This is a genomic window from Comamonas sp. GW821-FHT11H03 (genome assembly GCF_058807955.1).
In genome coordinates this window covers 17,183-42,639 of sequence record NZ_JBXARF010000013.1, presented here as the reverse complement: position 1 = coordinate 42,639, position 25,457 = coordinate 17,183, and the positions used below count along the sequence as shown (strand labels likewise).

General features: G+C 63.0%; 23 protein-coding genes and 1 pseudogene. 16 read left to right on the top strand and 8 right to left on the bottom strand.

What is annotated here, in order from left to right; translation table 11 throughout:
• Window positions 1-44: 44 nt before the first annotated feature.
• Complete coding sequence (locus AC1RTQ_RS22475; RefSeq protein ID WP_492879034.1) at window positions 45-1,100, bottom strand: porin; 1,056 nt, start codon at window positions 1,098-1,100, stop codon at window positions 45-47.
• Window positions 1,101-1,188: 88 nt separating this feature from the next.
• On the opposite strand from AC1RTQ_RS22475, the pseudogene AC1RTQ_RS22470 reads away from it, so the two are divergent.
• Both AC1RTQ_RS22470 and AC1RTQ_RS22465 read left to right on the top strand, forming a co-directional pair.
• Window positions 1,189-1,446 (top strand): annotated as a pseudogene (locus AC1RTQ_RS22470) (GntR family transcriptional regulator); the annotation flags it as partial.
• 45 nt (window positions 1,447-1,491) lie between these two features.
• On the top strand, window positions 1,492-1,914 hold the full coding sequence (locus tag AC1RTQ_RS22465) for an FCD domain-containing protein (RefSeq protein ID WP_492879142.1): 423 nt from the start codon (window positions 1,492-1,494) through the stop codon (window positions 1,912-1,914).
• A gap of 158 nt (window positions 1,915-2,072) precedes the next feature.
• Here AC1RTQ_RS22465 and AC1RTQ_RS22460 read toward each other — a convergent pair whose 3' ends face one another.
• Entirely contained in the window at window positions 2,073-2,912 is an 840-nt protein-coding gene (locus AC1RTQ_RS22460) for a helix-turn-helix domain-containing protein (protein WP_492879140.1), read from the bottom strand.
• Window positions 2,913-3,052: 140 nt separating this feature from the next.
• On the opposite strand from AC1RTQ_RS22460, the gene AC1RTQ_RS22455 reads away from it, so the two are divergent.
• Entirely contained in the window at window positions 3,053-3,475 is a 423-nt protein-coding gene (locus AC1RTQ_RS22455; protein ID WP_492879032.1) for a hypothetical protein, read from the top strand.
• 247 nt (window positions 3,476-3,722) lie between these two features.
• The gene (locus AC1RTQ_RS22450) at window positions 3,723-4,403 is read left to right on the top strand and encodes a 7-cyano-7-deazaguanine/7-aminomethyl-7-deazaguanine transporter (protein WP_302089792.1); all 681 of its coding nucleotides are present in this window, start codon (window positions 3,723-3,725) and stop codon (window positions 4,401-4,403) included.
• 398 nt (window positions 4,404-4,801) lie between these two features.
• Here AC1RTQ_RS22450 and bfr read toward each other — a convergent pair whose 3' ends face one another.
• Window positions 4,802-5,266, bottom strand: a complete 465-nt coding sequence (gene bfr / locus AC1RTQ_RS22445) for a bacterioferritin (RefSeq protein ID WP_304349871.1) — start codon at window positions 5,264-5,266, stop codon at window positions 4,802-4,804.
• 321 nt (window positions 5,267-5,587) lie between these two features.
• Here bfr and AC1RTQ_RS22440 point away from each other — a divergent pair, with 321 nt between their 5' ends.
• The 4 genes from AC1RTQ_RS22440 (at window position 5,588) to AC1RTQ_RS22425 (ending at window position 9,107) form a co-directional block, all read left to right on the top strand.
• Window positions 5,588-6,295, top strand: a complete 708-nt coding sequence (locus tag AC1RTQ_RS22440; RefSeq protein ID WP_492879138.1) for a class I SAM-dependent methyltransferase — start codon at window positions 5,588-5,590, stop codon at window positions 6,293-6,295.
• A 136-nt stretch (window positions 6,296-6,431) separates the two neighbouring features.
• Window positions 6,432-7,052, top strand: coding sequence for a sugar O-acetyltransferase (locus AC1RTQ_RS22435; RefSeq protein ID WP_003053230.1), 621 nt, complete (start codon window positions 6,432-6,434; stop codon window positions 7,050-7,052).
• 116 nt (window positions 7,053-7,168) lie between these two features.
• Window positions 7,169-7,567: a YkvA family protein gene (locus AC1RTQ_RS22430; protein WP_492879029.1), complete on the top strand. Its 399-nt coding sequence runs from the start codon at window positions 7,169-7,171 to the stop codon at window positions 7,565-7,567.
• A 211-nt stretch (window positions 7,568-7,778) separates the two neighbouring features.
• Complete coding sequence (locus tag AC1RTQ_RS22425; RefSeq protein WP_492879027.1) at window positions 7,779-9,107, top strand: GGDEF domain-containing protein; 1,329 nt, start codon at window positions 7,779-7,781, stop codon at window positions 9,105-9,107.
• Window positions 9,108-9,252: 145 nt separating this feature from the next.
• On the opposite strand, the gene AC1RTQ_RS22420 is transcribed toward AC1RTQ_RS22425, so the two are convergent.
• Window positions 9,253-10,200, bottom strand: coding sequence for a bifunctional helix-turn-helix transcriptional regulator/GNAT family N-acetyltransferase (locus AC1RTQ_RS22420; RefSeq protein WP_492879025.1), 948 nt, complete (start codon window positions 10,198-10,200; stop codon window positions 9,253-9,255).
• A 221-nt stretch (window positions 10,201-10,421) separates the two neighbouring features.
• Window positions 10,422-11,219 (bottom strand): AraC family transcriptional regulator, encoded by a 798-nt coding sequence (locus AC1RTQ_RS22415; RefSeq protein WP_003053235.1) that lies wholly within the window; start codon window positions 11,217-11,219, stop codon window positions 10,422-10,424.
• Between the two features lie 123 nt (window positions 11,220-11,342).
• Here AC1RTQ_RS22415 and AC1RTQ_RS22410 point away from each other — a divergent pair, with 123 nt between their 5' ends.
• A complete protein-coding gene (locus tag AC1RTQ_RS22410; RefSeq protein ID WP_492879023.1) occupies window positions 11,343-11,993 on the top strand; it encodes an MSMEG_1061 family FMN-dependent PPOX-type flavoprotein in 651 nt (216 codons plus the stop codon).
• Between the two features lie 5 nt (window positions 11,994-11,998).
• Here the strand turns inward: AC1RTQ_RS22410 and AC1RTQ_RS22405 are convergent, their stop codons facing one another.
• Window positions 11,999-12,907, bottom strand: a complete 909-nt coding sequence (locus tag AC1RTQ_RS22405; RefSeq protein WP_492879021.1) for a LysR family transcriptional regulator — start codon at window positions 12,905-12,907, stop codon at window positions 11,999-12,001.
• Between the two features lie 251 nt (window positions 12,908-13,158).
• Between AC1RTQ_RS22405 and AC1RTQ_RS22400 the strand changes: the two genes are divergently transcribed.
• The 7 genes from AC1RTQ_RS22400 to AC1RTQ_RS22370 all read left to right on the top strand — a co-directional run bounded on the left by AC1RTQ_RS22400 (window position 13,159) and on the right by AC1RTQ_RS22370 (window position 23,693).
• Window positions 13,159-14,868, top strand: a complete 1,710-nt coding sequence (locus AC1RTQ_RS22400; protein ID WP_492879019.1) for an acyl-CoA dehydrogenase family protein — start codon at window positions 13,159-13,161, stop codon at window positions 14,866-14,868.
• Window positions 14,869-14,963: 95 nt separating this feature from the next.
• Window positions 14,964-15,959 (top strand): tripartite tricarboxylate transporter substrate binding protein, encoded by a 996-nt coding sequence (locus tag AC1RTQ_RS22395; RefSeq protein ID WP_492879017.1) that lies wholly within the window; start codon window positions 14,964-14,966, stop codon window positions 15,957-15,959.
• Window positions 15,960-16,000: 41 nt separating this feature from the next.
• Window positions 16,001-16,984 (top strand): Bug family tripartite tricarboxylate transporter substrate binding protein, encoded by a 984-nt coding sequence (locus AC1RTQ_RS22390; RefSeq protein WP_492879015.1) that lies wholly within the window; start codon window positions 16,001-16,003, stop codon window positions 16,982-16,984.
• 177 nt (window positions 16,985-17,161) lie between these two features.
• Window positions 17,162-18,340, top strand: a complete 1,179-nt coding sequence (locus AC1RTQ_RS22385; RefSeq protein WP_492879013.1) for a M20 aminoacylase family protein — start codon at window positions 17,162-17,164, stop codon at window positions 18,338-18,340.
• A gap of 30 nt (window positions 18,341-18,370) precedes the next feature.
• The gene (locus AC1RTQ_RS22380; RefSeq protein ID WP_492879011.1) at window positions 18,371-19,378 is read left to right on the top strand and encodes a tripartite tricarboxylate transporter substrate binding protein; all 1,008 of its coding nucleotides are present in this window, start codon (window positions 18,371-18,373) and stop codon (window positions 19,376-19,378) included.
• A gap of 92 nt (window positions 19,379-19,470) precedes the next feature.
• Window positions 19,471-20,610 (top strand): CaiB/BaiF CoA transferase family protein, encoded by a 1,140-nt coding sequence (locus tag AC1RTQ_RS22375; protein WP_492879009.1) that lies wholly within the window; start codon window positions 19,471-19,473, stop codon window positions 20,608-20,610.
• A gap of 179 nt (window positions 20,611-20,789) precedes the next feature.
• Window positions 20,790-23,693 (top strand): aconitate hydratase, encoded by a 2,904-nt coding sequence (locus tag AC1RTQ_RS22370; RefSeq protein WP_492879007.1) that lies wholly within the window; start codon window positions 20,790-20,792, stop codon window positions 23,691-23,693.
• 72 nt (window positions 23,694-23,765) lie between these two features.
• Here the strand turns inward: AC1RTQ_RS22370 and AC1RTQ_RS22365 are convergent, their stop codons facing one another.
• Window positions 23,766-24,155 (bottom strand): VOC family protein, encoded by a 390-nt coding sequence (locus tag AC1RTQ_RS22365; RefSeq protein ID WP_302089805.1) that lies wholly within the window; start codon window positions 24,153-24,155, stop codon window positions 23,766-23,768.
• Between the two features lie 136 nt (window positions 24,156-24,291).
• The gene (locus tag AC1RTQ_RS22360; protein WP_492879005.1) at window positions 24,292-25,398 is read right to left on the bottom strand and encodes a PepSY-associated TM helix domain-containing protein; all 1,107 of its coding nucleotides are present in this window, start codon (window positions 25,396-25,398) and stop codon (window positions 24,292-24,294) included.
• Between the last annotated feature and the right edge of the window lie 59 nt (window positions 25,399-25,457).

Here is a 25,457-nt window from a genome sequence, read left to right as displayed (position 1 = left end):
TGGGTGTTCCTATGGTGATTGCAATGCCGGGGTACGAAGCTGGCCTAGAAGGCGTGCCGGATTCCGAAGTTGAAGGCGCGGGAGCCCAGACCCTGCTCCGTGGCGTTGCCCACGCGGTAGAAGCCTGTTTTTGACGTTGCGGATGCGTTGTTGTCTATCCGTGCGATCGAGGTGTAGAGCGTGGTGCGCTTCGACAGAAAGTACATGTAGCCGACGGCCCATTGGCTGGCGTCGAAATTGGCGACCGTGCGGTCGTCCTTGCGGATGTACGAGGCCATGAATTTGCCCAGCCCATAGGGCACGCTGATGCCGAGCAGCATGTCGCGTGAATCCTGGTTCACGATGCCGAAGACGGCCGAGCCCTTGTTCACCACATAGTTGAAGTGGGCCATGGCGAATCCGAAGTCATAGGTCGCGCCGAGAAAGGTCAGCCGGCCGGCCTTGCCGGTCGCATCGTTGACGCTGTGGTAGCCCAGCTTGGCATAGGCAGGGCCTGCCACATAGCCGAGGGCGCCTCCGTACTGCCGCTTGGCACTGGAGTCGCCAGCGACTTCGCCAAACCCATAGACCGCGTCGGCCATCAGGCCGCTGGATGCCTTGTAGGTATAGCGCAGCGTGTTGTCCATGCGGTTGTTGCCGCTCGCGCCGCCCGCGCTGATGAGGTTGGCGGAGTCGCCCGCCAGGCCCGTGACGAATGGGTCGGTCTCGGTCTGGATCAACGCCACGGGCGTGTACTGGCGACCCAGCGCGATGGAGCCGAAGTTGCCATGGATGCCGACTGTGGCTTGGCGGCCGAATGCCAGGCCGCCCTGGGCCAAGCCGCCTGTATCGGCGAGCAGGCCCATTTCAAGCGCGTAGAACGCCGACAGCCCGCCTCCCAGGTCTTCATTGCCTCTGAAACCCAGCCGGGAGCCCGAGGCGACGCCGCTGGTCAGCCTGCTGGCGCTGGCGCCATTCGGGCCGCCGCTCTCGCGGACAAAGCCGAGATCGACGACTCCGTAAATCGTGGAGCTGCTTTGAGCCATACTGGGCGCGCTGGGAATCAAGGCCAGGCCGGCGATGAGCGACGCCATGAATACGTGCGACAGCAGTGGGAACATCGTGTTCTGCTGTGTCTTGGGTGGGGCTGGATAATGGAGATTCATATTTCATGAAATATTTTTAATTTCATGAAATTTAAGATGTTTAATGAAATATAATATAGGGACAAGCTCTCGTACATCTATGCAGGAAAATGCAGTAGCAGATGAAAAAAGCGACGCCGGCTCAAGGACGGAGCGCGCCTACCAGCGCCTGAGAACGGAGATTCTTCGCGGGGAGTTGGCACCTGGGCAGCGCCTGAGGGCTGCAGACCTAGATGAGCGGTTTGGCCTGGGGCTGACGCCTATCCGCGAGGCGCTCGTGCGTCTGGGTACTGAAGGGCTGGTGTTGGCGGAGTCAAACCGCGGTGCCCGGGTGCGGGGGATTTCATCGCAGGAGTTCGCAGACCTGATGAAGACCCGCCGCGACATCGAGCGCCTGTGCCTGGTCGAGTCCATTCGACGTGGCGATGCCCGATGGGAGGCCGAGCTGATAGCGTCGCTCCACATGCTGGCGCATGTGCCGCTGCCTGATCTCGGCGGCTCCGCAGCGATGTCTTCCGAGTGGGAGTCGCAGCACCGGCGCTTTCATGAGGCGCTGGTGGGCGCCTGCGGCTCCGAATGGCTGCTGCAGTTCTGGAACCAACTGGTCGATCACTCGGAGCGCTATCGCAAGATACGACTACATGGGCCGTTGGTTGCGCGCAATGTCCAGGCCGAGCACCAGGCCTTGCTCGATGCGGCATTGCGCCGCGATGCAGACGCTCTAGTCGCATTGATGGAGCAGCACTTGCTTGGTACCGAGCAGGCGGTCAATACCGCTATGGGGTGGTAGTTGTGAGACCGGCATCGTTCGCCGTGCGTGGCAGGTCAGTGAGAGAGGGTGCGCATGCCATAGCGAAGCTGATGCCTGTCTCTGCAGAGCTTCGAACAGATTGAGGAGTTCGTGGAAGTGGCCAAGGGGGCATCTAAGCTGGCAGGGCTCTGTAAGCCTCAGGATGCTGAAGCCTGGCGCAGCCGCTGCAGCGCCGCCTGGGTCTCGGCATTCGCCGGGAAGAAGGATTCGACGGCCAGCTCCTGCAGCGTCACGTCCACGGGCGTGCCGAAGATGGTGATGGTGCTGATGAAGCTCAGTGTGCCCAGATCGGTGTGCAGTTCAAAGGGGACGGCGATGGGGCTGGGCGGCGGGGAGCCCTTGTCCTCGGCGAACGGGTAGGCTGCGAGCTCGTCATGAAGCGTCTGCAGCTCGCTGTCTGCCGTGGCGGCGATCTGCTGCTGCAGGCGATGCAGCAGATGGGCGCGCCATTGGCCGGCATTGGCCAGACGCGCTCCCAGCCCCTCGGGGTGCAGGCTCAGGCGCAGCACATTCACGGGCGGCTCCAGCAGCCAGGGGGCCACGCCCTCCAGCAGCAGCGGCACGACGGCATTGGTGGCCACCAGGCTCCAGTGTCTGTCCACGGCCAGCGCCGGGTTGGGCTCGTGCCCCTTGAGTACCAGCTCGACGGCCTGGCGCGCTGCCGCCAGATCGGGGTGGTTCAGCGGGCGGGCCGGGTACATGGGGGCAAAACCTGCCGCCACCAGTAGTGCATTGCGCTCGCGCAGCGGCACCGACAGGCGCTCGGCCAGGCGCAGCACCATCTCGCGGCTGGGCTGGGCGCGGCCTGTTTCCACATAGCTCAGGTGGCGTGTCGAAATCTCGGCCTCCAGTGCCAGCCCTTGCTGGCTCAGCCGGCGGTGCTGGCGCCAGTGGCGCAGGTGGTCGCCGAACGGCGCGCGTGCGCCGGGCGGCTCATGAGCGGCATGAAAAGAAGAGGGGGCGGTGCTGGAGGTCATGGCCGCATCGTAGTGGCAGGCCGCATAGGCAGCCATGACCTGCGAGGTTATCGACGCTGTGCACGCGGATGGCAATCATGGACCCCAGCAGCCGGCACAGGGCCGGCCGCAAGAACTTGCTCTCAGAACAGGAGTTTTCCATGTCCATTTTTGCTTCTCCACGGTTTCTGCGCCATGTGATGTGGGCCGATGCGGCCTCCTGCGCCGCCACGGGCGCGCTGCAACTGGTTGTCACGCAGCCGCTGGCAGATCTGACAGGCCTGCCAGCCTTGCTGCTGACGGGAACGGGTCTCTTCCTGCTGGCCTATGCATTGGCCGCCGCCTGGATGGCGCGTCGCGAGCCCTTGCCGCGCACGCTGATCGGTCTGGTGGCTGTTGGCAATCTGGGCTGGGCAACGGGCTGCGCGGTATGGGTGTTTGCCTTCGGGTCGGCGCTCAGTGCCTGGGGTCTGGCCTGGGTGGCGGCGCAGGCCGTCGTGGTGCTGGTGCTGGCTGATCTGCAGTGGGCAGGGCTGCGTGCCTCGCGCCATGCGGCCCGGCAGGAGGCGCAGCTCGCGCTTTGAGTGATGCAAAAAGAATAGCGGCTAGCGCCTGCCACTCATTGAAAGCAGGATGATTTACTGCTGAAAACAATGATTGGCAGTCGCTACAAGCTATGCTTTTTGTTATATCCGCCATGCGCCCGGGCGGATAAGCGGGCCGGGTGAGGCAGAGATAATTCCGTACCGCTTAAAATTCACGGTTGCGCCGCGTTGGCGCACTCTTCGCAACCATGGGTTCCCTCGCCCCCATCGACCAAAAAGGACTGTCATGACATCCGCTCATGCCGTGCAGACGCAAGCGTCGCGCGTGCCGTTTTACCTCTCCGTACTCGTGGCGTTCCATATCGCCCTGGTCATCGCCAGCAACTACCTGGTGCAGCTGCCCATTACGCTGCTGGGCTTTCACAGCACCTGGGGCGCCTTCAGCTTTCCGTTCATCTTTCTGGCCACCGATCTGACGGTGCGCCTGATCGGCAAGACTGCGGCGCGGCGCGTCATCATGCGTGCCATGCTGCCCGCGCTGGTGGTGTCCTATGTGGTGGGCGTGCTGTTCCACGAGGGCCGTTTCAATGGCTGGGAGGCGCTGCAAAGCTTCAACGGCTTTGTGTTCCGCATTGCGCTGGCAAGCTTTGCCGCCTATGTGCTGGGCCAGTTGCTGGACATTCAGGTCTTCGACCGCATCCGCCAGAAAAGCCATTCCTGGTGGCTGGCTCCGGCAGCTGCGTCGGTGTTCGGCCAGGTGCTGGACACCGCGGCCTTTTTCTCGATCGCCTTCTGGCATAGCTCAGATGCCTTCATGGCGGCCAACTGGGTGGAAATCGCCATGGTCGACTATGTCATCAAGCTGGGGGTGAGTCTGCTGCTGTTTGTTCCCGCCTATGGCGTGGTGCTGGCGGCCATCGTGCGCAGCATGAAGGTTCAGGTCACACCCGCAGCGGCAATCCGCTGAGGATGAGGCGTGCAGGGCAGGCCCGGGTGCAGGGGCCTGTCCGACATAGGCATTGGCATTGGCATCGCCAGCTCCTGCTGGCAGCTGCAGCTTGTGCCTGGTTGGAGGCGAGCAGCGGCAGTCCCGCATGACATCCGCTGGCGGCCGAGCCACCCGCAGGGCTCTGACTTGTCGTTTGTCAACGAGTCAATGCGATGCCACAACGGCGTGAATTTTGTTGGAGTCTCGCTCCAGAAGATGGGTCCGGGCGAGCCTTGCAAGACCGGCAACCCGGCAGAAGGCCGCTGCGCCGTCATTGGTGGTGACTATGGTTTCTGGGCTTGTCTCAAGTCCATGAAAAAGGCCGTCTTTCAAGGACGGCCTCAGCTCAGTATTGCTCCGCGCTGCGCTGCAGGGGCTCAGGTCTGGCTTTGCAGATAGTTCTGCAGTCCGACCTTGTCGATCAGCCCCAGCTGCTTTTCCAGCCAGTAGGCGTGATCTTCCTCGGTATCGTGCAACTGGGCCAGCAGGATGTCGCGGCTCACATAGTCGCGGTGCTGCTCGCACAGGGCCACGCCTTGCTGCAAAGCGGCACGGACTTCGTATTCGGTGTCCAGGTCCTTGCGCAGCATCTCGGGCACGGTCTCGCCGGGCGTGAACTCCTTGGGGCGCATATCGGGGCGGCCGCCCAGCATCAGGATGCGGCGCAGCAGTGCGTCGGCGTGCTGGGTTTCTTCCTGCATCTCGTGGTCCAGGCGCGTGAAGAGCTTGGTGAACCCCTGGTCTTCATAGATGCGCGAGTGGGCGAAATACTGGTCGCGCGCCGCGAGCTCGCCGCGAAGCAGGTCCTTGAGGTAGTCGACGACTTCGGGATGGCCTTGCATAGTTGTTGTTCTCGGTGAGTTTTCGAAGCCTGAAGTATCCCGCGACCGGCTTCGGGATTCAAAGGCAGCTATCAATTCCCGCGCGCACGTGCTCTGGATGCGGGCTGTAAGCAGATGCATTCGCATTGCTGGCACCGTGCAGGCATGCAGATCGCTGCGCGGCTGCAGGCCCCATTTTCCCGCAAGCCCTTGTGCGTGATCTCCGCCCCGGGTCACCGACGAGAAGGCCAGACCTGCATTTTCAATATGCCGCCAAAGCAGACGATGGCCTGCGCAAAGGAGTGCTTCTGGCGCCAGTGCACACTCCCCACAATGGCCGACATGACTTCCACAAGCGCCAGCGCCAAGTTTGATCTCTCCAGATCCATTGAATATGCAACGCAAAGTCGTATTGCCCTTGCCGGCTACGACGCCTGCCACGAGCTTGCCGCCTGCCTGCTTTCGGCCCACCTGGGCCACGATGCAAAGTCGGTTCTTGTCGCGGGAGCCGGGGGAACAGGTCAGGAAATCCTGTGCGCTGCAAAACTGGAGCCGGCCTGGACCTTTGTGGCCGCCGATCCGGCTGTCGCAATGCTCGATCAGGCGATGACAGGTATCGAGGCCGCAGGCCTGTCCGGACGCACCACAGTCTTCCACGGTACGGTCGAGGAGCTTCCCGATGGCGATGGCTTCGATGCTGCAACCCTGGTCGGAGTCCTGCATCACATTCCCGAGCAGGATCGCAAGGACGCGCTCTTGCGAGAGCTCGGCCGCCGCTTGAAACCGGGCGGGCCGCTGATCCTGGCCTGTAACCGGAGCCCCTACGAATCCCAGCCGCTGTTCCTTGAAGCCTGGGCTTCACGCTGGCGCATGGCCGGTGCCGATGAGGCGGAGGTCGTCGCCAAGCTGGGCAAAATCCGCCACGGAGCCGTGCCGCCGCTTTCCGAGGCCGCGGTGGAAACGATGCTGGCCAACGCGGGCTTCGTCAATCCGCTGCGCTTTTTCTCAAGCCTGTTCTGGAGTGCATGGATCACCTTCAAGGCGCAATAGGAACCTGCTTGGAAAGCAGGCAGCTTCCGCCCGAGGTCGTCTGCCAATTGCCAGGCTCCTGGCAACGCGAGCCGTCCCAAGCCTTCCACGGCATCAGCAATGGGGCAAGGTTGTCGACTTTGCAAAGCCTGCCCTCATGTCCAATCTCGAAATCCAGCTCGATCACATTCGCACCGGAAAGATGTACAACGATCTGACGCCGGAGCTGGTGGGCGCGCGTCAGCATGCGGTGCTGCTGAGCAACGAGTACAACGACTCCTTCTCGGAACCAGCGCCCGTGCGTGAGGCGATACTTCGCCGCCTGCTGGGTTCCGTAGGCCAGAACGTGCACTTCGAACCCCGCTTTCGTTGCGAGTTTGGCCGGAACATCCACATTGGCAATAACTTCTATGCCAACTTCGATTGCATCATGCTGGATGGCGGAGGAATCTTCATCGGCAACGATGTTCTGCTGGCCCCACGTGTTGGCATCTACACCTCCAACCATGCCATCGATCCGGCCGAGCGTGCGGCGGGCGGCTGCTTCGCCAAGCCCGTGAGGATCGGCAACCGCGTGTGGATAGGTGCTGGCGTGCATATCAATCCCGGCGTGACGATCGGCGACGATTCCATCATCGGTTCGGGCAGTGTGCTGACCTCCGATATTCCTGCAGGGGTTGTGGCCGCAGGCGTTCCCTGCAAGGTTCTTCGGGCCATTTCCCCAAAGGACAAGACGGGCTTTGTCAACGAGGCCCCGCATCCCGGCCAGGCCTTCTAGGTAATGCGTGCCTGCGATCGCTGGCGGCTGGAGGTGGTCGCGCTGGCCCAGGATTCGCAGCTGGTGGTCGTTATTTCAAATAATGAGAAAATCCGGGCTCTTGGCCAGGATTTCCAATGAATATCAGAGACAGCCTGAAGGCTTGGGCAAAGCGAATCAAGCGCGATGGGGTGACGCTCTGGTTCGCAGGAAAACACCCCGCGACGCCCTGGTTCGCAAAAGCCCTGGGCCTGTTTGTGGTTGCCTATGCGCTCAGTCCGATTGATCTGATACCGGACTTCATCCCCGTTCTCGGATTCGTGGACGATGCTCTGCTGCTGCCGGGGTTGATCTGGCTCACGGTCAAGCTGTTGCCGGCATCCGTTCTCACCGAATGCCGTGTTCAAGCCGACGCATGGATGGCTGAAAACGGGGCCAGGCCCAGAAGTCGCTCGGGAGCCATCATGATCATCGTGCTCTGGGTGAGCATAGGAATCGCGGCCTGGTACTGCTTGACTCCCGAGGCTCGCCCATGAAGGACTGCATCGTGGCGTCTGCGCCTATGGCACTGGTTGCCGCTGACGGCCGCAGCGGCTGCTCCAGTCTGGCTGCCTTGCCAAAGCCTGCATCGAGAGACCGGCAGCTGACTCGCTGCGTTCAGATCTCACTCTTGCCTGGGTTTGCAGGGGACTGCTCCAGGCCCGAGACGACAAACCTGCTCGGTCAACTTTGTCTGTGTAGCGAATCTTGATCTCGATTCTCCGCTTCGTGGCACTTGCCCTGGACCAGCTGGAAGTGGCGGTTTGCGTCTTTGATGCGAACGACAGAACCCAGCTGTGGAACGATACCTTTCTGCAGTTCTTCCCCGAGCATGCCGGGCATGTCTATGCCGGCGAAGCCTATAGCGAGAATCTGCGGCGTTTCTATCTGCAAAGGCTTTCGGCGCAGGAGCTGCCATGCATGGAGCGCTACATCGAAGAGGGCATCCAGCGGCATCACAACCAGCAGCGTGCGTTCGAGTTTGACCACTATGACTATCGCGTCCGGGCCGCCTCTCTTCCCCTGGGGCCTCTGGGCCGGATCCGACTGTGGCGCAAGACAGCTCCCTTGCTCACGGGGATGCAGGACCGGATCAACCCCAGACAGGTACGACGGCCTCGGCAGATTTCGCAGGATACGGCACTGGCCCTGGAAAGTCTGGCGGACGGCATCCTGATGGTCGATGAGCAGGACAGGGCGGTCTGGGCCAATCACTCCTTTCTGGTGCTCTATGGTTTGACGGACATCGAGTGTCTTGGCGCGCGCATGTTTGAAGATATCTATGCACAGACGTGGGCGCACGAGCAGCCGACCACGGACTATGCAATAGGACTTTCGGTTCTCACGGAGCGGCAACGATTTTCAGGGGCTCCTTATGTGCTGGCCCTGCCTCAGGATCGCTGGGTGCGCGTGGTGGAGCTGCGCGGGACCCAAGCCAACGGTTGCAGCTTTTTTTCGCATGTCGACATCACCGCGTCACGGCGGCAGCAGGAAGAGCTGAGGCAGCTGACTTTGCACCTGGAGTCCCTGGCCGTGAAGGATGCGTTGACAGGCTTGGTGAACCGCAGACGGTTCGATGAGGTGCTGGAGTCGGAGTGGCGCAGAGCACATCGGTCGGAGACCGCACTTTCGCTGCTTCTGTTGGACGTCGACCATTTCAAGCAGCTCAACGACAGCTTTGGGCACCCGTTCGGCGATGAGGTGCTCAAGTGTTTCGCCGGCCTGCTGGCGCACTGCGTCCAGCGCGCAGGCAGCCTGGTTTCCCGTTATGGGGGCGAGGAATTCGCCATTCTGTTGCCTGGCACCGGGCTGTCCGGCGCGGCCAGGCTCGCCGAATTCATCCGGCAACAGGTCGAGGCCCTGTCGCTAGGCAATCAGCAAACCGGATTGGTGCAGATCACCATCAGCGTGGGAGTCGCATGCGCAAGCGGTCCCGCGCTGGATTCCTCCTGCTCCAGCCTCATCGACATGGCGGACAGGGCCTTGTATGACGCCAAGCGAAAAGGCCGCAACAGCGTCTGCCTGGCCGGTGTTTAATCTCCAATCGGCGCCCTGCGCTGCGAAGCGCTTGGGATAGCCCCAGCAGGCTCACAGCTGTCCATTTCTGTCATGGGGATGATCGCGGCTGCAGTTCAGGTGCCAAGGCGCCTGGCCAAAGCACGCGCGGATCAGGAAAACAGTCCTAGCTGCCGGAGCCGACTCTGGAGAATCGCTGCTCCAGCATCTGTTTCCCCCACTGATCGCCAACCCACTCTTCAACACACTTAAAGCCATATGACTCATACAGATGGCGAGCCGCAGAGAGCCCGCTAAACGTCCAAAGCTGGGTTTCGCGAAACTTCTGCTGGTCGACAAATTCGAGCGCAGCATTCAGCAGTCGTCTTCCCGCACCGCTTCCCCTCACGCTGTCATCGACGATAAACCACCTTAGGTGTGCAATGCCGGGTTCCAGGTCTTCGCCATCAATGGCGACCGAGCCAATGATTTCGCCCTCATACATGGCAGTCCAGATCCGGTTTCGGGAGTGGTTCAAGCGATTTGAGAACTCGGCCAGGCCCGCGGCAACAACGGATTCAAAACGCTGGCCCAACCCGGTTTCACGAGAGTAGTACTGCGCATGCATCTGGGTGATGCGAGCAATGATTCCCGGCTGATAGCCGCTTACGAGCTCCACGACCGGCTTTTCCTTGTCGCCTTGAATCCGGGACGACAGTGCAGCGCTGTAAAGCTGCAAGCCCTTTGAGACGGTGTGCTTCTGTCCCGGGTTCAATCGTTCCAGGGCATGCGTGACCTGTGCGCGAGCATGTGCATGAATGGACTCGACGCGCAACCTGCCCGCAGGGGTCAGCGACAGCTGCTTTAGCCGGCTGTCGTGGAGGTCCGGTGACTCGCTGATATCTCCGGCTTCCACCAGTTTGCGCAGCATCCGGCTGACGCTGGATTTTTCCAGTCGAAGCATTGCCGCAAGATCCTTGGCGTTGACATTGCCTTCTTCAATTTCAAGAAGCGCATGCACGGCGGACGGGGAGAGGTCTGAGCCTGCAATGCTTTCACCCATGAAGCCCCAATCACGCGCCATGGAGCGTGAGCAAGCGCGTATCTGCTCAACTAAAGACGGTTCGTTTGACATAGATTCCCTCAAATGGTTGCATGATACAACCATTTGATCGGCAGGCAGCTTTGTCGGAGTCGCGCAGGCAATGCGCAGGGCGCTGAATCCTGCAAGGCGGATGGTTGGGACGCTCAGGGCATGAGCCGGTTTCGCGAAGCTCTTGCGTCACGAAGTGTCTGAACTCCTGGGGGCTGCGCTGCCCATGGCGCAGCCGTGACGCACGCGCCGCTTTCCGGGGTTCAGGATCCCAGCCGTGCGCGGTAAATGCCGGGTGTTTCTCCGAACTCGCGCTTGAACAACTGGATAAAGGCACTGGGGCTGGCCCAGCCCAGATCGAGTGCGATATGGCTGACCGGCACGCCTTCGGCCAGCAGCTCCAGGGAGCGCAGCAGGCGCAGGCGCTGGCGCCAGGCGCTGAAGCTGTAGCCGGTTTCGGCCACAAAGCGGCGGCTCAGCGTGCGGGTGCTCAGCGCTCCCCAGTCGGCCCAGGCTGTCAGATCCCGGGTATCGGCCGGGTTCTGGATCATTGCCTGGGCAATGCGCTGCACGCGCCAATCGCCGGGCAGGGGCAGGCCCAGGGCTTGCCTGGGCAGGTGGCGGATTTCGTCGAGCACCACACTAGATACATTGTCGAGCTCGGGCGAGCGCAACGGCTGTGCCGGGTGAGTCCAGCTGGCCGCCAGGCGCAACACTGCTTCGCGCAGCAGGCCGGAGACACGCAAGGTGCAGGGCCTGGCGGGCAGATCGGCGCAGGCATGCTGGGCGATATAGGCGCTCCAGCCGTGGTAGGGCCCGAACGATCGGCCTGAATGCCTGTGGTGGGGCGGAAGCCAGACGGCGTGGATGGCGGGAACGATCCAGACGCCGTCTTCCACGGTCACCGAGATCAGGCCGCGCAGCGAGCCAAACAGCTGGCCGCGCGCATGTTGATGCGTTTCGGAGGACAGCTCCTGCGCCTGCCAGCGAGTGGCCGCGAGGATGACCGGGCCGGCGTCGTCATCCAGATGAGGTTGCAGTAATTCCAGCAGGTCGGACATTGCGATATGGATGGCAGGCAGTCAATCAGTTTGGCGGATTTCCGCTATTCAATGGCTGAACAATTCTATAGCCGCCAGAGGGCTCTGCCTTAGGCTCGCTGCTCTTTAGAAGGAGTAGTCCAGATGTCAGAGACACGGATACCGAAGCAGGTGGAGCTCGACGCCCTGTATGCGCCGCCGAGCGAGCGCATACAGAAGGCGGTGCTCGAGCATTTGGTCGATTTTCATCGTCAGTATCTGCAGCAGGCGAGTTTTTTCTGTCTGGCCACGGCCGGTCCGGCCGGCATGGATGCTTCGCCGCGTGGCGGGCCGCCCGGCTTTGTCCATGTGCTCGACGACAAAACCCTCGCCTTCGCCGACTGGCCGGGCAACAACCGCATCGAATCGCTGCGAAATCTCCAGCACGATGAGCGGGTCGCCATGCTGTTTCTGTTCCCCGGCCTGGAGGTGTTTCTGCGCATCAACGGCCGCGCTCGCGTCAGTGCGGCCGCCGAGTTGCTGCAGGAGCTGCGTGAAGGCGAGAAAACGCCGAAAACCGCCACGGTGGTGCGCGTTGACGAAGTGCTGTTTCACTGCGGCAAGGCCATCAATCGGGCGCGGTTGTGGGAGCCGGCGGCCCGGCCGCAGCACAGTGACCTGCCCAGCATCGGCCAGATGCTGGTCGGCTTCGCCGCACTGCAGGCGGGCCGTGAGGCCACCGACGGCGAGCATTCCAGCATTGAGGAACTCGATGCGCATTACCGGCAGGCGGTGCGCAGTGATCTGTATGGCTGAAACAGTCAGGTGGAGTCGGCAGGGGTGTTCAGCGACTCGGCGGCCGCGCGCAGGCAGGCAAGCAGGCGGGCCACCAGCGGATTGGCGGGCGCGCGACGCCACATGGCCAGCATCTCCGAAGATGGGTGTGAGCCTTTGAGCGGACGAAACACCAGGCGCGGCATGCCCACGCGCGTCAGTGCCTGGGGCACCAGGGCCACGCCCTGACCCAGCGAAACCAGCGAGATCACCGACAGCCAGTGCCGTACCTCGTGGCGTACTTCGGGTGCAAAGCCATGGGCCAGGCACATCTCGTAGATGCGCTGGTGATAGGTGGGCGAGACCAGGCTGGAGAACAGGATCAGGCGCTCGTTTTTGAGTTCGGCCAGATCGACGGCGGAGCTGGCGTGAAGCGGGTGCTGCTCGGGCAGGCAGACCACGAAAGGCTCTTCCACCAGCAACTGGCTGTCAATGCCTTCGGGGGGCTGTATGGAGTGGACCAGAGCCATGTCCAGCCGCATCTGCTGCAGGCCGAGGATCTGTTCCGCGCTATTGGCTTCCAGCATGTCCACGCGCACCAGGGGGTGGTCGTGCTGGAACCGCTCCAGTGCCTGTGGCAAGCCGCGGTACAGGCTCGATCCCACGAAACCCAGGCGCAGATGGCCGCGCGTGCCCTGGGCCACGTCGCGCGTTTCCTGTGCGGCCTGCTGACTCAGAGCCAAGAGCTGGCGCGCCTTGCCCAGCAGATGTTCACCGGCCGCAGTCAGCCGTACGCCCTTGCTGCTGCGCTCGAACAGCTGGGCCTGCAGTTCCTGCTCCAGCTGCTTGATGGCCACGGACAGCGGGGGCTGGGAGATCGACAGCCGCTGTGCCGCACGGCTGAAATGAAGCTCTTCGGCGAGGGTGACAAAGTAGTGCAGCAGCCTCAGTTCCATGGTGTTTTGATATTTAAAAAGTATTGAGAAAGATTTTAATAATATTTGACGTGAATACATGCGGGTGCTGAAATTCGTGGCAGTCCTTGCCTCCATTGCCGGTTTTGTGTGCGGTACATATCGCCTGAATTCGTCACGGCCCAAACCAGAGACGGCAAGCAAGGTAAGCCCTGTAGCGAGGTTGTCGTCCTCTTTCCGATGAGAGGGCGCGCAGCGTTTCAGGGGATATTCGAATTCAGCAGGAGACGTTCATGTCCGCCAACGATAAGAGCCAGATGCACGCCTTGGCCCAGGCTGTCTGCGCCGCAGCACATCCCGTGCCTGATCGCCACGGTGCCAATTTCTACGCCACCGATCCTGAGCTGCAGTCGCTGCTGGCGCTTTATCTGCCAGCCGACCTGCTGGCCCATCTGCAGCCCTATCTGCAGCGCATGGGTGAGCTGGCCGGTGGGCGCATCGACGAGCTGGCCGGCATTGCCGACAGGAATCCGCCCACGCTCGAGCACCGCAACCGCGCGGGCCAGGACAGCCAGCGCATCATCAAGCATCCTGCCTATGAAGAGCTTGAGCGCATCGCCTACGGCGAGTTCGGCCTGCAGGCCATCTCGCACCGGGACGACATGCTGGGCTGGAGCGGCAAGATGCCGCCCATCGTCAAGTACGCGCTGACCTTTCTGTTCGTGCAGTCCGAGTTCGGTCTGTGCTGCCCGTTGTCCATGACCGATTCGCTGACGCGCACGCTCAAGAAGTACGGCGCCCCCGAGCTGGTGGACAAGTATTTGCCTCAGCTGCTCTCGCTGGATTGGGAAAATCAGGCCCAGGGTGCGATGTTCATGACCGAGCAGGCCGCAGGCTCGGACATCGCCAACACGCTGACTATGGCCGCTGCGCAGGCCGACGGCTCCTGGCTTCTCACCGGCGACAAGTGGTTCTGTTCCAACCCCGATGCCGAGCTTGCCATGGTGTTGGCTCGTGTGGAGGGCGGTTCGCCGGGCATGAAGGGCATCTCGCTATTTCTGCTGCCGCGTTGCCTGGACGATGGCAGCACCAACCGCTGGCGCATCATCCGTCTCAAGGACAAGCTGGGCACCAAGTCCATGGCCAGCGGCGAGATCCGCATGGACGGCGCCGTGGCCTATCTCGTGGGCGAGCAGGGCCGGGGCTTTGTGCAGATGGCCGACATGGTCAACAACTCGCGTTTATCCAATGGTGTGCGCTCCGCCGGCATGATGCGCCGCGCTGTGGCCGAGGCCGAATTCATCGCCCATGAACGCATTGCCTTTGGCAAGCGCCTGGAGCAGATGCCGCTGATGCAGCGCCAGCTCGACAAGCTGCGCGTGCCCGCCGAGCAGGCGCGCACCATGGTGTTCCAGACCGCGCAGACGCTGATGCGCTCCGACGCGGGCCAGCCGGATGCCTATGCGCTGCTGCGCATCCTGACGCCGCTGATCAAGTTCCGCGCCTGCCGCGATGCACGCAAGGTCACTGGCGATGCGATGGAAGTGCGCGGCGGCTGCGGCTATATCGAGGAGTGGAGCGATCCGCGTCTGGTGCGCGATGCCCACCTGGGCTCCATCTGGGAAGGTACAAGCAATATCGTGGCGTTGGACGTGATCCGCGCCATCAAGCGCGAAGGCTCGTTGCCTGTGCTGCAGCAGTATCTGCATGGCTTGCTCGACCGCGCCTGCCTGGTGCCCGGTTACCGCCAGGCGCTGGAAGATGCATTGGCCCGCGCCAGCACCCTGGCCGATAGGGCCGCTCAGGACGGCGGCGAAGTGCTGGCCCGTCAGGCCGCCACAGCTCTGTACAACTGCACCACGGCCATCGCCATGGCCTGGGAAGCCGCACAGACCGGCTCGGCTGAGCGCCTGCGCCTGTCGCAACTGGTGCTGCTGCACCGTGTGCTGCCGCGTGATCCGCTGGACGATGCGGCTGCCGTGCCGGCGCAGTGGCTGGAGTGATTGCCGGCGGCATTGAGATAAGTAGAAGAAAAGGCCGAAGCGCTTTGTGAAAAAGGCGCTATCGACTCTCGGATCATTTCTGCAAGGAGACAAATATGCGCAATCACACAAGTGAGCGCCGAAGGCTGCTGGTCGCAGCCTCGGGAGCAGTGCTGTTGGGGGCAGCCCATTTTGCCGCGCAGGCTCAGGGCGACTCCTATCCGGCTCGGCCGGTGCGCCTGATTGTGCCTTATGGCGCGGGCGGGCCGACGGACGCGCATTTGCGGGTGGTGGCACAGCAAGCGTCGCAGCTGCTGGGGCAACCGGTGGTCATAGAGAACAAGCCAGGCGTCAACGGCACGTTTGGCGCGGTGGAGCTGGCGCGGGCTCAGCCTGATGGCTATACCCTGGCCGTGCTGCCTGCCAGCGTCTATCGCGAGCCTTATCTGAACCGGGTGAGCTTCGATCCCTTGAAGCTGAGCTATGTGATCGGCATGACCGACTACACCTTCGGGCTGGCTGTGCGTCGGGAAGCGCCGTGGAAGAGCTGGAAGGAGTTTGCCGAGGATGCGAGCAGGCGACCCGGCCAGATCTCCGTCGGTGCGGCCGGCCCGGTGCAAACGCCCAGCATCGTGCTCAGCGAGCTGGTGCAGTCCACGGGCCTGCAGTTCAATCGCGTGCCCTACAAGGGAGACTCGGAGCAGGCCGTCGACCTGTTGGGCGGTCACATCGATGCGGGCGTGCTCTCCGGCGTAGCCTCCCAGCATATCCAGTCGGGCCGATTGCGCTATCTGGCAATGTTCACGTCCAGCCGTGTTCCGCAGTTCCCCCAGGTGCCCACTTTGACAGAGCTGGGCGTGGACGCGGTGATCGAGTCGCCTTATGGGATTGCCGCCCCTGCCGGCCTGGCGCCGGCGCGGTTACGCATCATTCATGACGCCTTCAAGGCAGCTCTGGAGTCGGCGCAGGGGCGCAAGATCCTCGAACAACTCAATCAGTCGCTGAACTACCGCAGCCCGCAAGAGTTCGAGCAGTACGCCAGGAGCGCCTACGCACGCGAGAAGACGCGCATGGAGCAGTTCAAGGCCGTTGCCGGCGGCACCCCCCAGTGATCTGGCTGCTTCATCGGCAACACCCTTCCAAGGAGACAGACATGCATAAAGCCAGACGCGCAGCGCTGGGCCTGATGGCATCCGCCGCCCTGTCGGCGGCACTGCCCGCACTTGCCCAGGAGAAATACCCGATACGCCCCATCACGTTCATCGTGCCGTTTCCGCCGGGCGGCCCTACCGACGCCATGGCGCGCATTCTGGCGACCGAGCTGACCAAGGAGCTGGGCCAGAGCGTGATCGTGGAGAACAAGGCCGGCGCCGGCGGCAATATCGGAGCGGACTTCGTGGCACGTGCCAAGCCAGACGGCTATACGCTGATGTTCGGGACTTCGGGTCCGCTGGCCATCAACAAGCCGCTGTACAAGTCCATCAGCTACGACCCGCGCACCAGCTTCACGCCCATCATCTACGTGGGCTATCTGCCCAATGTGCTGGTGGTTCGGCCGGATTTGGGCGTTGGCAACGTCAAGGAGCTGATCGCGCTGGACAAGAGCAAGCCCGGCAAGCTCAATTTCGCGTCTTCGGGCAATGGCGCTTCATCCCATCTGGCGGGTGTGCTGTTCAACGGCCTGGCTGGCACCCAGCTGCAGCATGTGCCCTACAGGGGCACGGGGCCGGCACTCAACGACCTGCTGGCCGCTCAGGTGGACATGACTTTCACCGACATCCTCACAGCCATGCCCTATATCAAGGCCGGCAAGGTCAAGGCCCTGGGCGTGGCCACGTCCAAACGCTCCAGTGCCCTGCCCCTGGTCCCCACGATCGCCGAGCAGGGTCTGGCTGGCTATGACGTGAGCGTGTTCTTCGGCGTGGTCGGCCCCAAGGGCATGCCGGTAGAGCGGGTGGAGCTGCTCAATCAGGCCTATGCCAAAGCGCTGGATTCCGAGAATGTGAAGAAGGCCTTTGCGGCCCAGGGCCTTGAGCGCGGCGTGGATGCCAGGCCCGCCTATCTGGCCGGCTTCGTGAAGAGCGAACTCGACAAATGGAGCGAGGTAGTGCAAAAGGCCGGCGTGAAGCTTGACTGATGGCACTGTCGCTTGGGCGCAAGCGCAGGCATGCCATCGAAGGTCGGACGTGTTAGAACTTTTCGAAACTCCTCACCTCGGTCGTGAGGAGGACACTGTGTCGCACTGCCTGCCACTGCCCGAGAGTCCATGCAAGGCATGAGCCGGGGTATCGGGGTCTTTCACCTATCCATAGCCATGACATCTTCAACTTCCCTTCTGCTCGCACAACTGCAGTCCGTCGCTGCCGAGTTCGTCGAGGTGCGCCGCAACATCCATGCCCATCCCGAACTGGCCTTCGAAGAGACGCGCACCAGTGATTTGGTGGCCGCATCCCTGGCTCGCTGGGGCTATGCCGTGCACCGAGGCCTGGGCGTGACCGGCGTGGTCGGCGTGCTCAAGAAAGGCTCGGGCAGCAAGTCGCTGGGCATACGCGCGGACATGGATGCCCTGCCCATCCATGAAAGAACAGGCCTGGACTATGCCAGCCGCCTGCCCGGGAAAATGCACGCCTGCGGCCATGACGGACATACCGCCATCTTGCTGTGCGCGGCAAAGTACATCGCCGAAAAGCTCGATTTCGACGGTACGCTGAACCTGATCTTCCAGCCTGCCGAGGAGAATGAAGGCGGCGCCATGCGCATGGTGGACGAGGGCCTGTTCGAGCTGTTTCCCTGCGACGAGATCTATGCGCTGCACAACGCGCCAGGCCTGCCCGTGGGCCGGATGGCCATCAGCTCCGGAGCGGCCATGGCCTCGTTCGACCGCGTGACCGTTACGCTGCGCGGGCGCAGCGCCCATGGAGCCATGCCGCACCACGGCATAGACAGCATGCAGTGCGCGGCCAGCATCGTGCTGGGCCTGCAGTCCATCATCACGCGCGAGATCGATGCCCAGCAGGCGGCCGTGATCACAGTGGGCTCCATCCAGGCCGGCGAGGTCTTCAACATCGTGCCCGAGAGCGCCGTGCTCAAGATCGGCGTGCGCGCCCTGAACCCGGACGTGCGCAGCTGGGTGGAGACGCGCATCAAGGCCTTTGTGCAGGCCCAGGCCGAGAGCTATCAGCTCAGCTGCGACATCGACTACGTGCACAAGTACCCGGTGCTCGTGAATTGCGCAGCCCAGACCGAATACGCGCGGCAGGTGGCCATACGCCTGCTGGGCGAGGACAAGGTGGGCGAGCGCACGCCGACCATGGGCAGCGAAGACTTTGCCTACATGCTGCAAAAGTGCCCCGGTGCCTATATCCGGCTGGGCAACGGCGTGGGCGAGGACGGAGGCTGCATGGTGCACAACCCGCTGTATGACTTCAACGACAAGGCCTTGCACATAGGCGCTGCCTTCTGGACGCAACTGGTGCAAAGCTACCTGGCCTGAGCGGCCGCATATCGAAGAGGGAGACAGGAGATGGGTACATGGAACCGCCGCGGCTTTGTGCGGCACACACTGTGGCATGCGGCCGCCTTGGCCGCCGGTGCGGGCGGGGCCCGCGCGGCTGAGAGCTTTCCGGCCAAGCCGCTGATTCTCATGGTGCCTTTTCCCGCTGGCGGGGCCAGCGATGTGGCGGCGCGCATCTTTGCCGAATCCATAGGCCGCAGCATCAGGCAGCAGGTGGTGGTGGAGAACCTGGGCGGCGGCACGGGCCTGATTGCCGCAGCCAAGGTGCTCAACGCGCCTGCAGACGGCTATATGTTCTTCCATGGTTCGGCCAACGAGATCTTCCTGGCGCCCATGCTCAATACGGCAGCGCGCTACAAGCCAGGCGATTTCACGCTGGCGGCCCCCACGACGGAGTCGCCCATCGTGCTCATGGTCAAGAGCAGGCTGCCTGTCGAGAGCTATGACGAGTTCATCGAATATGCACGCGCCAGCAAAAGCGGCCCGCTGACCTATGGCACGGTGGGCGTGGACTCCATGTACAACCTGATGGGCGATGCGTTGGCGGCCAGACTGAAGCTGCCGTTTTTGCATGTGCCCTACAAAGGCGGTGCGCCGGCCCTGCAGGACCTGGCAGGAGGGCAGGTGGACTTTGCCATCCTGCCTTATCAGGCAAGCTTCGAAGGCATGGCCAAGCAGGGGCGCCTGAAAATTCTGACCAGTTTCTCCAAGACCCTGCCCAAGGAGCTGGCCCATGTGCCGCTGATATCGCAAAGTCGCCTCAGCCCCGACTTTGAATACACGGTCAGTGCGGGCTACTTCGTGAAAAAGGGCACACCCGCCGATCGCGTGGTGGCGCTTCGCAGCGCCATAGGGCAGGCGCTGGTGAATCCGGAAATCCGCGCCAAGCTGGAGCTGGAGGGCAAGCATATCCGCGAGCCCATTGCCTCGCAGGTAGAGGCGGACCAGAGCTTCCACGCCATGCATCAGCGCCTGAGTGCGCTGGTGCGCGGCCTGGGCCGAAAGCCTCTGGCCTGAGGCGTGAGCTGCCGCGACTGGCGGCGCAAGCTTTCGAGCAATCTTTGATCAACACGCGGGCCATGGGCCCGCATTCTGTCTGAAAGTGAAACATGCACAATCCAGCCGCGGTTGGCGCCGGAGCCCTGCAGGGCGTCAAGGTGCTTGATCTGTCACGCATTCTGGGCGGTCCGTTCTGTGGCCAGATACTGGGCGACCATGGCGCCGATGTGCTCAAGGTGGAGCCGCCGCAGGGCGACGACACCCGCACCTGGGGGCCTCCGTTTCGCGACGGTGTGGCCTCCTACTACTTCGGCTTGAACCGCAACAAGCGCCTCCAGTATCTCGATCTGTCCGTGCCCGAAGGCCAGCAGCGCGTGCGCGAGCTGATGGCCCAGGCCGATGTGGTGGTGGAGAACTTCAAGGTCGGCACCATGGAGAAATGGGGCATAGGCTATGAGCAGATGCGAGAAGAGCTGCCGCATCTGATCTGGTGCCGCGTCACGGGCTTTGGTGCCGACGGCCCCCTGGGAAGCCTGCCCGGGTATGACGCCGCGATCCAGGCCATGGCCGGCATCATGAGCATCAACGGCGAGGCCGACGGCGACCCGCTGCGCGTGGGACTGCCGGTGGTGGACATGGTGACCGGGCTGAACGCCACCATCGGCGTGCTGCTGGCCCTGCACGAGCGGGGGCGCAGCGGACAGGGTCAACTGGTGGACGCCTCGCTCTATGACTCCGGGCTGTCGCTGCTCCATCCTCATGCGGCCAACTGGTTCATGGGGCGCAAGGTGCCGCAGCGCTCGGGCAATGCCCATCCCAATATCTATCCCTATGACGTGATCAGCACGGGCGGTGCCCCCATCTTTTTGGCCGTGGGCAACGACCGGCAGTTCCGGTTGCTGTGCAACCATATCGGGCAGGCGGGGCTGGCGCAGGATGAGCGCTTTGCCACCGCAGGTCAGCGTTCCGTCCATCGTGACGAGCTCAAGCCCTTGCTGCAGCAGGCGTTTGCGCCGCTCGACGGCGTGAAGCTTGCCGATGAGTTGATGGCCATCGGCGTGCCAGCAGCGCCGGTGCTCGATGTAGCTCAGGCGCTCGAGCATCCGCATACCGTGCACCGCGAGATGGTGGTGACCATGGGCCAATACCAGGGGCTGGGCGCTCCGGTCAAGCTCAGCCGCACGCCGGCCAGCTACCGCTTTGCGCCCTTGAGCGAAGGACAGGAGTTTCTGCCGGACGCCGGCACCTGAGCCTGACCTGAACCTGCTTCACCGTACCTCCAGCCCGCCCAGCGCGGGCTTTCTTTTTTTTGCGCCCCTGTGAGCCGGTTTGCGTTGCTGGGGCCCTGTCCCACCCTTTTCCCGGGAGTTGTGTGCACAATGGAATGCAAAAGCGTTTTCCCTGTGTTCTGTCCATGGAGAGTCTCACGATGTCGCATGCTTTTGCCAAAACCCTGAAGTCCTTTGAACTGGCCGAAGGCAAGAAGGGCAAGTTCTATTCCTTGCCGGCCCTGGCCAAGCAATTCCCGGAGATCAAGCGCCTGCCGGTCTCGATCCGTATCGTGCTCGAATCGGTGCTGCGCAACTGCGATGGCAACAAGATCACCGAGGAGCATGTGGCGCAGCTGGCGCGCTGGCAGCCCAAGGCCGAGCGTGTCGACGAGATTCCGTTTGTCGTCGCGCGCGTGGTGCTGCAGGACTTCACCGGCGTGCCCTTGCTGGCCGACCTGGCCGCCATGCGCAGCACGGCTGCCAAGCTGGGCAAGAAGCCCAAGTCCATCGAGCCGCTGGTGCCCGTGGATCTGGTGGTGGATCACTCCATCATGGTCGACTACTTCGGCACCAAGAAGGCGCTGGACCTGAACATGAAGCTGGAGTTCCAGCGCAACCAGGAGCGCTACCAGTTCATGAAATGGGGCATGCAGGCCTTCGACACTTTCGGTGTCGTGCCGCCGGGCTTCGGCATCGTGCACCAGGTCAATCTGGAATATCTGGCGCGCGGCGTGCACAAGGCCAGGAACGGCAAGGGGGATGCGGTGTACTACCCCGACACCCTGGTCGGCACCGACAGCCACACCACCATGATCAACGGCATAGGCGTGGTGGCCTGGGGTGTGGGCGGCATCGAGGCCGAGGCGGCCATGCTGGGCCAGCCCGTGTACTTCCTCACGCCTGATGTGGTGGGCTTCGAGCTGACCGGCCAGTTGCGCGAGGGGGTGACCGCCACCGATCTGGTGCTCACCGTCACGGAGCTGCTGCGCAAGGAAAAAGTGGTCGGGAAGTTCGTCGAGTTCTTTGGCGAAGGCACGCGCAGCCTGTCACTGCCGGATCGTGCCACCATCGGCAATATGGCTCCTGAATATGGGGCAACCATGGGTTTCTTCCCTGTCGATGAGAAAACCATCGAGTACTTCAAGGGCACCGGACGCACCAAGAGCGAGATCCAGGCTTTCGAAGCCTATTTCAAGGCGCAGCAGCTGTTTGGCGTGCCCAAGGCGGGCGATATCGATTACTCGCAAGTGGTCAAGCTCGATCTCGGTGCCGTGGCCCCGAGTCTGGCCGGCCCCAAGCGTCCGCAGGACCGTATCGAAATCGGCGATGTGGCGCGCAAGTTCACCGAGCTGTTCACGGCATCGGCAGCGGTCAACGGCTTCAATCAGCCGGCACACAAGCTCGATCAGCGCTATCGCGTGGGTTGCGGCGAAGGTGAGCAGGCGACCGATGCACCGCCGCCCAAGGCCGGAGCGGAGCGGGCAGTGGTGGAAATGGTCAGCAACCGGCCCACCTTGGAAACCGCTCACGACGATGCGACGGCCACGTCCGTATGCGATCTGCCGGGGATCGACGAGCCGGTGCTGCATGTCGGCAATGGCGATGTGCTGATTGCCGCCATCACGAGCTGCACCAACACCTCCAACCCCAGCGTCATGCTGGCGGCGGGCCTGCTGGCCAAGAAGGCGGTGCAGGCCGGACTCAAGGTTCAGCCGCATATCAAGACTTCGCTGGCGCCGGGCTCTCGCCTGGTGACCCGTTATCTGACCGAGGCGGGCTTGCTGCCCTATCTGGAGAAGCTGGGCTTTGCGCTGGCCGGCTATGGCTGCACCACCTGCATCGGCAATGCCGGCGACCTGACGCCCGAGCTCAACGATGTCATCACCCGCAATGAGCTGGTCTGCGCGGCCGTCCTGTCGGGCAACCGCAATTTCGAAGCCCGCATCCACCCCAACATCAAGGCCAACTTCCTGGCCAGCCCTCCGCTGGTGGTGGCCTATGCGATCGCCGGGACGGTGCGCAAGGACCTGATGACCGAGCCGGTGGGCAAGGGCAAGGGCGGCAAGGACGTGTATCTGGGCGATATCTGGCCCAGCAGCGAGGAGATCCAGGAGCTGCTCAAGTTCGCCATGAATGGCAAGGCTTTCCGCAGCAATTACGAGCAGGTGGCGAGCGAGCCGGGCAAGCTCTGGGAAAAGATCCAGGGCGTGACGGGCTCCACCTACACCTGGCCCGAGAGCACCTATATCGCCGAGCCGCCGTTCTTTGCCGACTTTGCTCTGGAGCTGAAAGCGCCGTCCGCCACGACAGACAAGGCCTCCAACCCAAGCGCGGTGCATGGTGCCCGCATCATGGCCTTGTTCGGAGACTCCATCACCACCGACCATATCTCGCCCGCCGGCTCCATCAAGGAGTCTTCGCCGGCCGGCAAGTGGCTGCTTGAGCATGGGGTGCAAAAAGCCGACTTCAACAGCTATGGCTCGCGCCGGGGCAACCACGAGGTGATGATGCGCGGCACGTTTGCCAATGTGCGTATCAAGAATCTCATGATTCCCGCCGCAGCTGACGGCTCGCGCGAGGAGGGCGGCATCACGCTGTACCGTGACGACAATGGCAAAGCCGAGAAAATGGCCATTTACGACGCGGCCATGAAGTACCAGGCTGCGGGCCGAGCCACCGTGGTGCTGGCCGGCGAGGAGTACGGCACGGGATCGAGCCGAGACTGGGCGGCCAAGGGCACCCAGCTGCTGGGCATCAAGGCCGTGGTGGCGCGCAGCTTCGAGCGCATTCACCGCTCCAATCTGGTGGGCATGGGCGTGTTGCCGCTGCAGTTCAAGGGCAATGACAGCTGGCAAAGCCTGGGCCTGACGGGCGAGGAGTTCATCGATGTGATCCCTGCCGCAGACCTTGCGCCGCAAAGCGATGCCCAACTGGTGATCACCAGGCCCGACGGCAGCAAGAAAACCGTGACCGTGAAGCTGCGCATCGATACTCCCATCGAGGTGGACTACTACCGCCATGGCGGCATCCTGCCCTATGTGCTGAGGCAGCTGCTGGCCTGATTGCGCCCGCTTGCCAGACAAAAAGGCCTGCTCTCCTTGGAGGCAGGCCTTTTTTGTGGACTGGTGCGAGCCCTATTTCATCGAGTGCAGGCCAAACATATTGCCTTCGGTGTCGATGGCCAGGGCAATAAAGCCATAAGGGCCTATGGAGACTTTGTCGCGGTGCAGGCTGCCGCCGTTGCGTGCGACGCGGGCGGCCTGCTCGGCGCAGTCTTCACAGACGAAATAGACCAGCGTGCCACCGCCGCCAGAGGGGCATTCCGGCATGCGGACCAGCGCCCCGGTGGCGCCGGCGTGATCCGGCTGTCCGGGAAAGGTCCACATTTCCATATCGGGGTGTTCGCCGCCTTCCGGCATGGCCAGCGCTTGCAGCTGACAGCCCAGCACGGCTTCGTAGAAGCTTCTGGCGCGCGACATGTCCTGCACGTAGATCTCGAACCAGCCAACGGGATTCATAGCCATCTTCAGCTCCTTGTATGCTTATCGGTGGAAGTCCAGATGCAGAGGCCGCAGAGGCTGTGATAAAAGCAGGCCCGGCCCTGAACAGGGGTATCCTAGCCTGCAACGTTCGGCAAGGGCCGGGCTCCGGTCCGCGCTCTCAGGGCTTCGCAAGCTTTCTGGCCTTGCGGCGGTGCCACCAGAGCCAGATTCCGCTGATGCCCAAGCCGCCCAGCACCAGACCGTTGAGACCGGCCAGGATTTCCATCAGCACGCCACCGAGCTCGCCCGTGTGCAGCGGATAGGCCACGGCCACCGCCGCAGCGCCTGGGTCAAGCTCATTCCAGCGCCTGACGTCCAGCACCGCCCCGTTGCGCGGGTCCAGCCATACCGAGCTGATGCCGTTGGGGTGCGGCTCGCCGGGGGCGCGAAAGCGGATGCGTACGGCCTGTTTGGCATTGGGCGGCAGCTGCACGAAGCTGGCCTGGGCATCGGGCATGGCCGCGCGGGCTGCGGCCAGCATGGCGTCCACATCGGCGGGCAGCGGCTGGGCGGTGCCTTCCTCAGCCAGTGCGGGCAGCTTGGGCGGCTTGATTGCTGTGCTGCTGGCGAGCACATTGAGCCAGTCGCCCAGCGGCCGCCATGCCATATAGGCACCGGTGACGACCGAGACCGCAATCAGCAGGCCCATGATCACGCCGCCGATGCGGTGCATGTCGAACAGGGCGCGCACCAGGGATTTGTTGAGTTCTATGCGCCAGTTGCCCGGCCAGCGCTTGGGCCACCAGAGAATGACGCCCGTCAGCAGCAGCAGTACATAGGCCAGCGTGGTCCAGGCCAGTATGGCCTTGCCATTGGCGTCGAGCAGCAAGGTGCTGTGCAGCTTGAACAGCGTGTTGACAAAGCCTTCGGTCTCGCCGCGCCGGCCCTGCTCCTGTCCGGTCACAGGGTCCAGGTAGATGGTGCCGCGCCAGTCTGCCGCCTGAACGCGCAGCCACAGGCTGTCGAGCCTCTGCTGAGGCAGCCGGAAGCGCAAAGTGGCTTTGCGGCCGAATTCCTCATGGGCTCTTGCCAGTATCGGCGCCAGTGCTGCGCCCTGCTGGGCATTCGTAGTGCGGGCCTGGAACAGCTCGGGGTGTGCCATGCGGTCCAGCGGCTGGCCGATGATGAGCAGGGTGCCGGTGAGCCCGGCCAGGATCAGGATCCAGCCCAGGCCCAGGGCGAACCAGCGATGCAGCCGTAGCCACAGAGAACGGAGCGAAGTCATTGCGCGTGATGGTGTGATGCCCCACGAGAGCGGCCTTGAGGGTGGACTCGCGGGGCCGC

Bases quoted from the DNA above. Each gene is read 5' to 3' on its own strand.
- AC1RTQ_RS22475 (WP_492879034.1), bottom strand. From the start codon at position 1,100: ATGTTCCCACTGCTGTCGCACGTATTCATGGCGTCGCTCATCGCCGGC.
- AC1RTQ_RS22465 (WP_492879142.1), top strand. From the start codon at position 1,492: ATGAAGACCCGCCGCGACATCGAGCGCCTGTGCCTGGTCGAGTCCATT.
- AC1RTQ_RS22460 (WP_492879140.1), bottom strand. From the start codon at position 2,912: ATGACCTCCAGCACCGCCCCCTCTTCTTTTCATGCCGCTCATGAGCCG.
- AC1RTQ_RS22455 (WP_492879032.1), top strand. From the start codon at position 3,053: ATGTCCATTTTTGCTTCTCCACGGTTTCTGCGCCATGTGATGTGGGCC.
- AC1RTQ_RS22450 (WP_302089792.1), top strand. From the start codon at position 3,723: ATGACATCCGCTCATGCCGTGCAGACGCAAGCGTCGCGCGTGCCGTTT.
- bfr (WP_304349871.1), bottom strand. From the start codon at position 5,266: ATGCAAGGCCATCCCGAAGTCGTCGACTACCTCAAGGACCTGCTTCGC.
- AC1RTQ_RS22440 (WP_492879138.1), top strand. From the start codon at position 5,588: ATGACTTCCACAAGCGCCAGCGCCAAGTTTGATCTCTCCAGATCCATT.
- AC1RTQ_RS22435 (WP_003053230.1), top strand. From the start codon at position 6,432: ATGTCCAATCTCGAAATCCAGCTCGATCACATTCGCACCGGAAAGATG.
- AC1RTQ_RS22430 (WP_492879029.1), top strand. From the start codon at position 7,169: ATGAATATCAGAGACAGCCTGAAGGCTTGGGCAAAGCGAATCAAGCGC.
- AC1RTQ_RS22420 (WP_492879025.1), bottom strand. From the start codon at position 10,200: ATGTCAAACGAACCGTCTTTAGTTGAGCAGATACGCGCTTGCTCACGC.
- AC1RTQ_RS22415 (WP_003053235.1), bottom strand. From the start codon at position 11,219: ATGTCCGACCTGCTGGAATTACTGCAACCTCATCTGGATGACGACGCC.
- AC1RTQ_RS22410 (WP_492879023.1), top strand. From the start codon at position 11,343: ATGTCAGAGACACGGATACCGAAGCAGGTGGAGCTCGACGCCCTGTAT.
- AC1RTQ_RS22405 (WP_492879021.1), bottom strand. From the start codon at position 12,907: ATGGAACTGAGGCTGCTGCACTACTTTGTCACCCTCGCCGAAGAGCTT.
- AC1RTQ_RS22400 (WP_492879019.1), top strand. From the start codon at position 13,159: ATGTCCGCCAACGATAAGAGCCAGATGCACGCCTTGGCCCAGGCTGTC.
- AC1RTQ_RS22395 (WP_492879017.1), top strand. From the start codon at position 14,964: ATGCGCAATCACACAAGTGAGCGCCGAAGGCTGCTGGTCGCAGCCTCG.
- AC1RTQ_RS22390 (WP_492879015.1), top strand. From the start codon at position 16,001: ATGCATAAAGCCAGACGCGCAGCGCTGGGCCTGATGGCATCCGCCGCC.
- AC1RTQ_RS22385 (WP_492879013.1), top strand. From the start codon at position 17,162: ATGACATCTTCAACTTCCCTTCTGCTCGCACAACTGCAGTCCGTCGCT.
- AC1RTQ_RS22380 (WP_492879011.1), top strand. From the start codon at position 18,371: ATGGGTACATGGAACCGCCGCGGCTTTGTGCGGCACACACTGTGGCAT.
- AC1RTQ_RS22375 (WP_492879009.1), top strand. From the start codon at position 19,471: ATGCACAATCCAGCCGCGGTTGGCGCCGGAGCCCTGCAGGGCGTCAAG.
- AC1RTQ_RS22370 (WP_492879007.1), top strand. From the start codon at position 20,790: ATGTCGCATGCTTTTGCCAAAACCCTGAAGTCCTTTGAACTGGCCGAA.
- AC1RTQ_RS22365 (WP_302089805.1), bottom strand. From the start codon at position 24,155: ATGGCTATGAATCCCGTTGGCTGGTTCGAGATCTACGTGCAGGACATG.
- AC1RTQ_RS22360 (WP_492879005.1), bottom strand. From the start codon at position 25,398: ATGACTTCGCTCCGTTCTCTGTGGCTACGGCTGCATCGCTGGTTCGCC.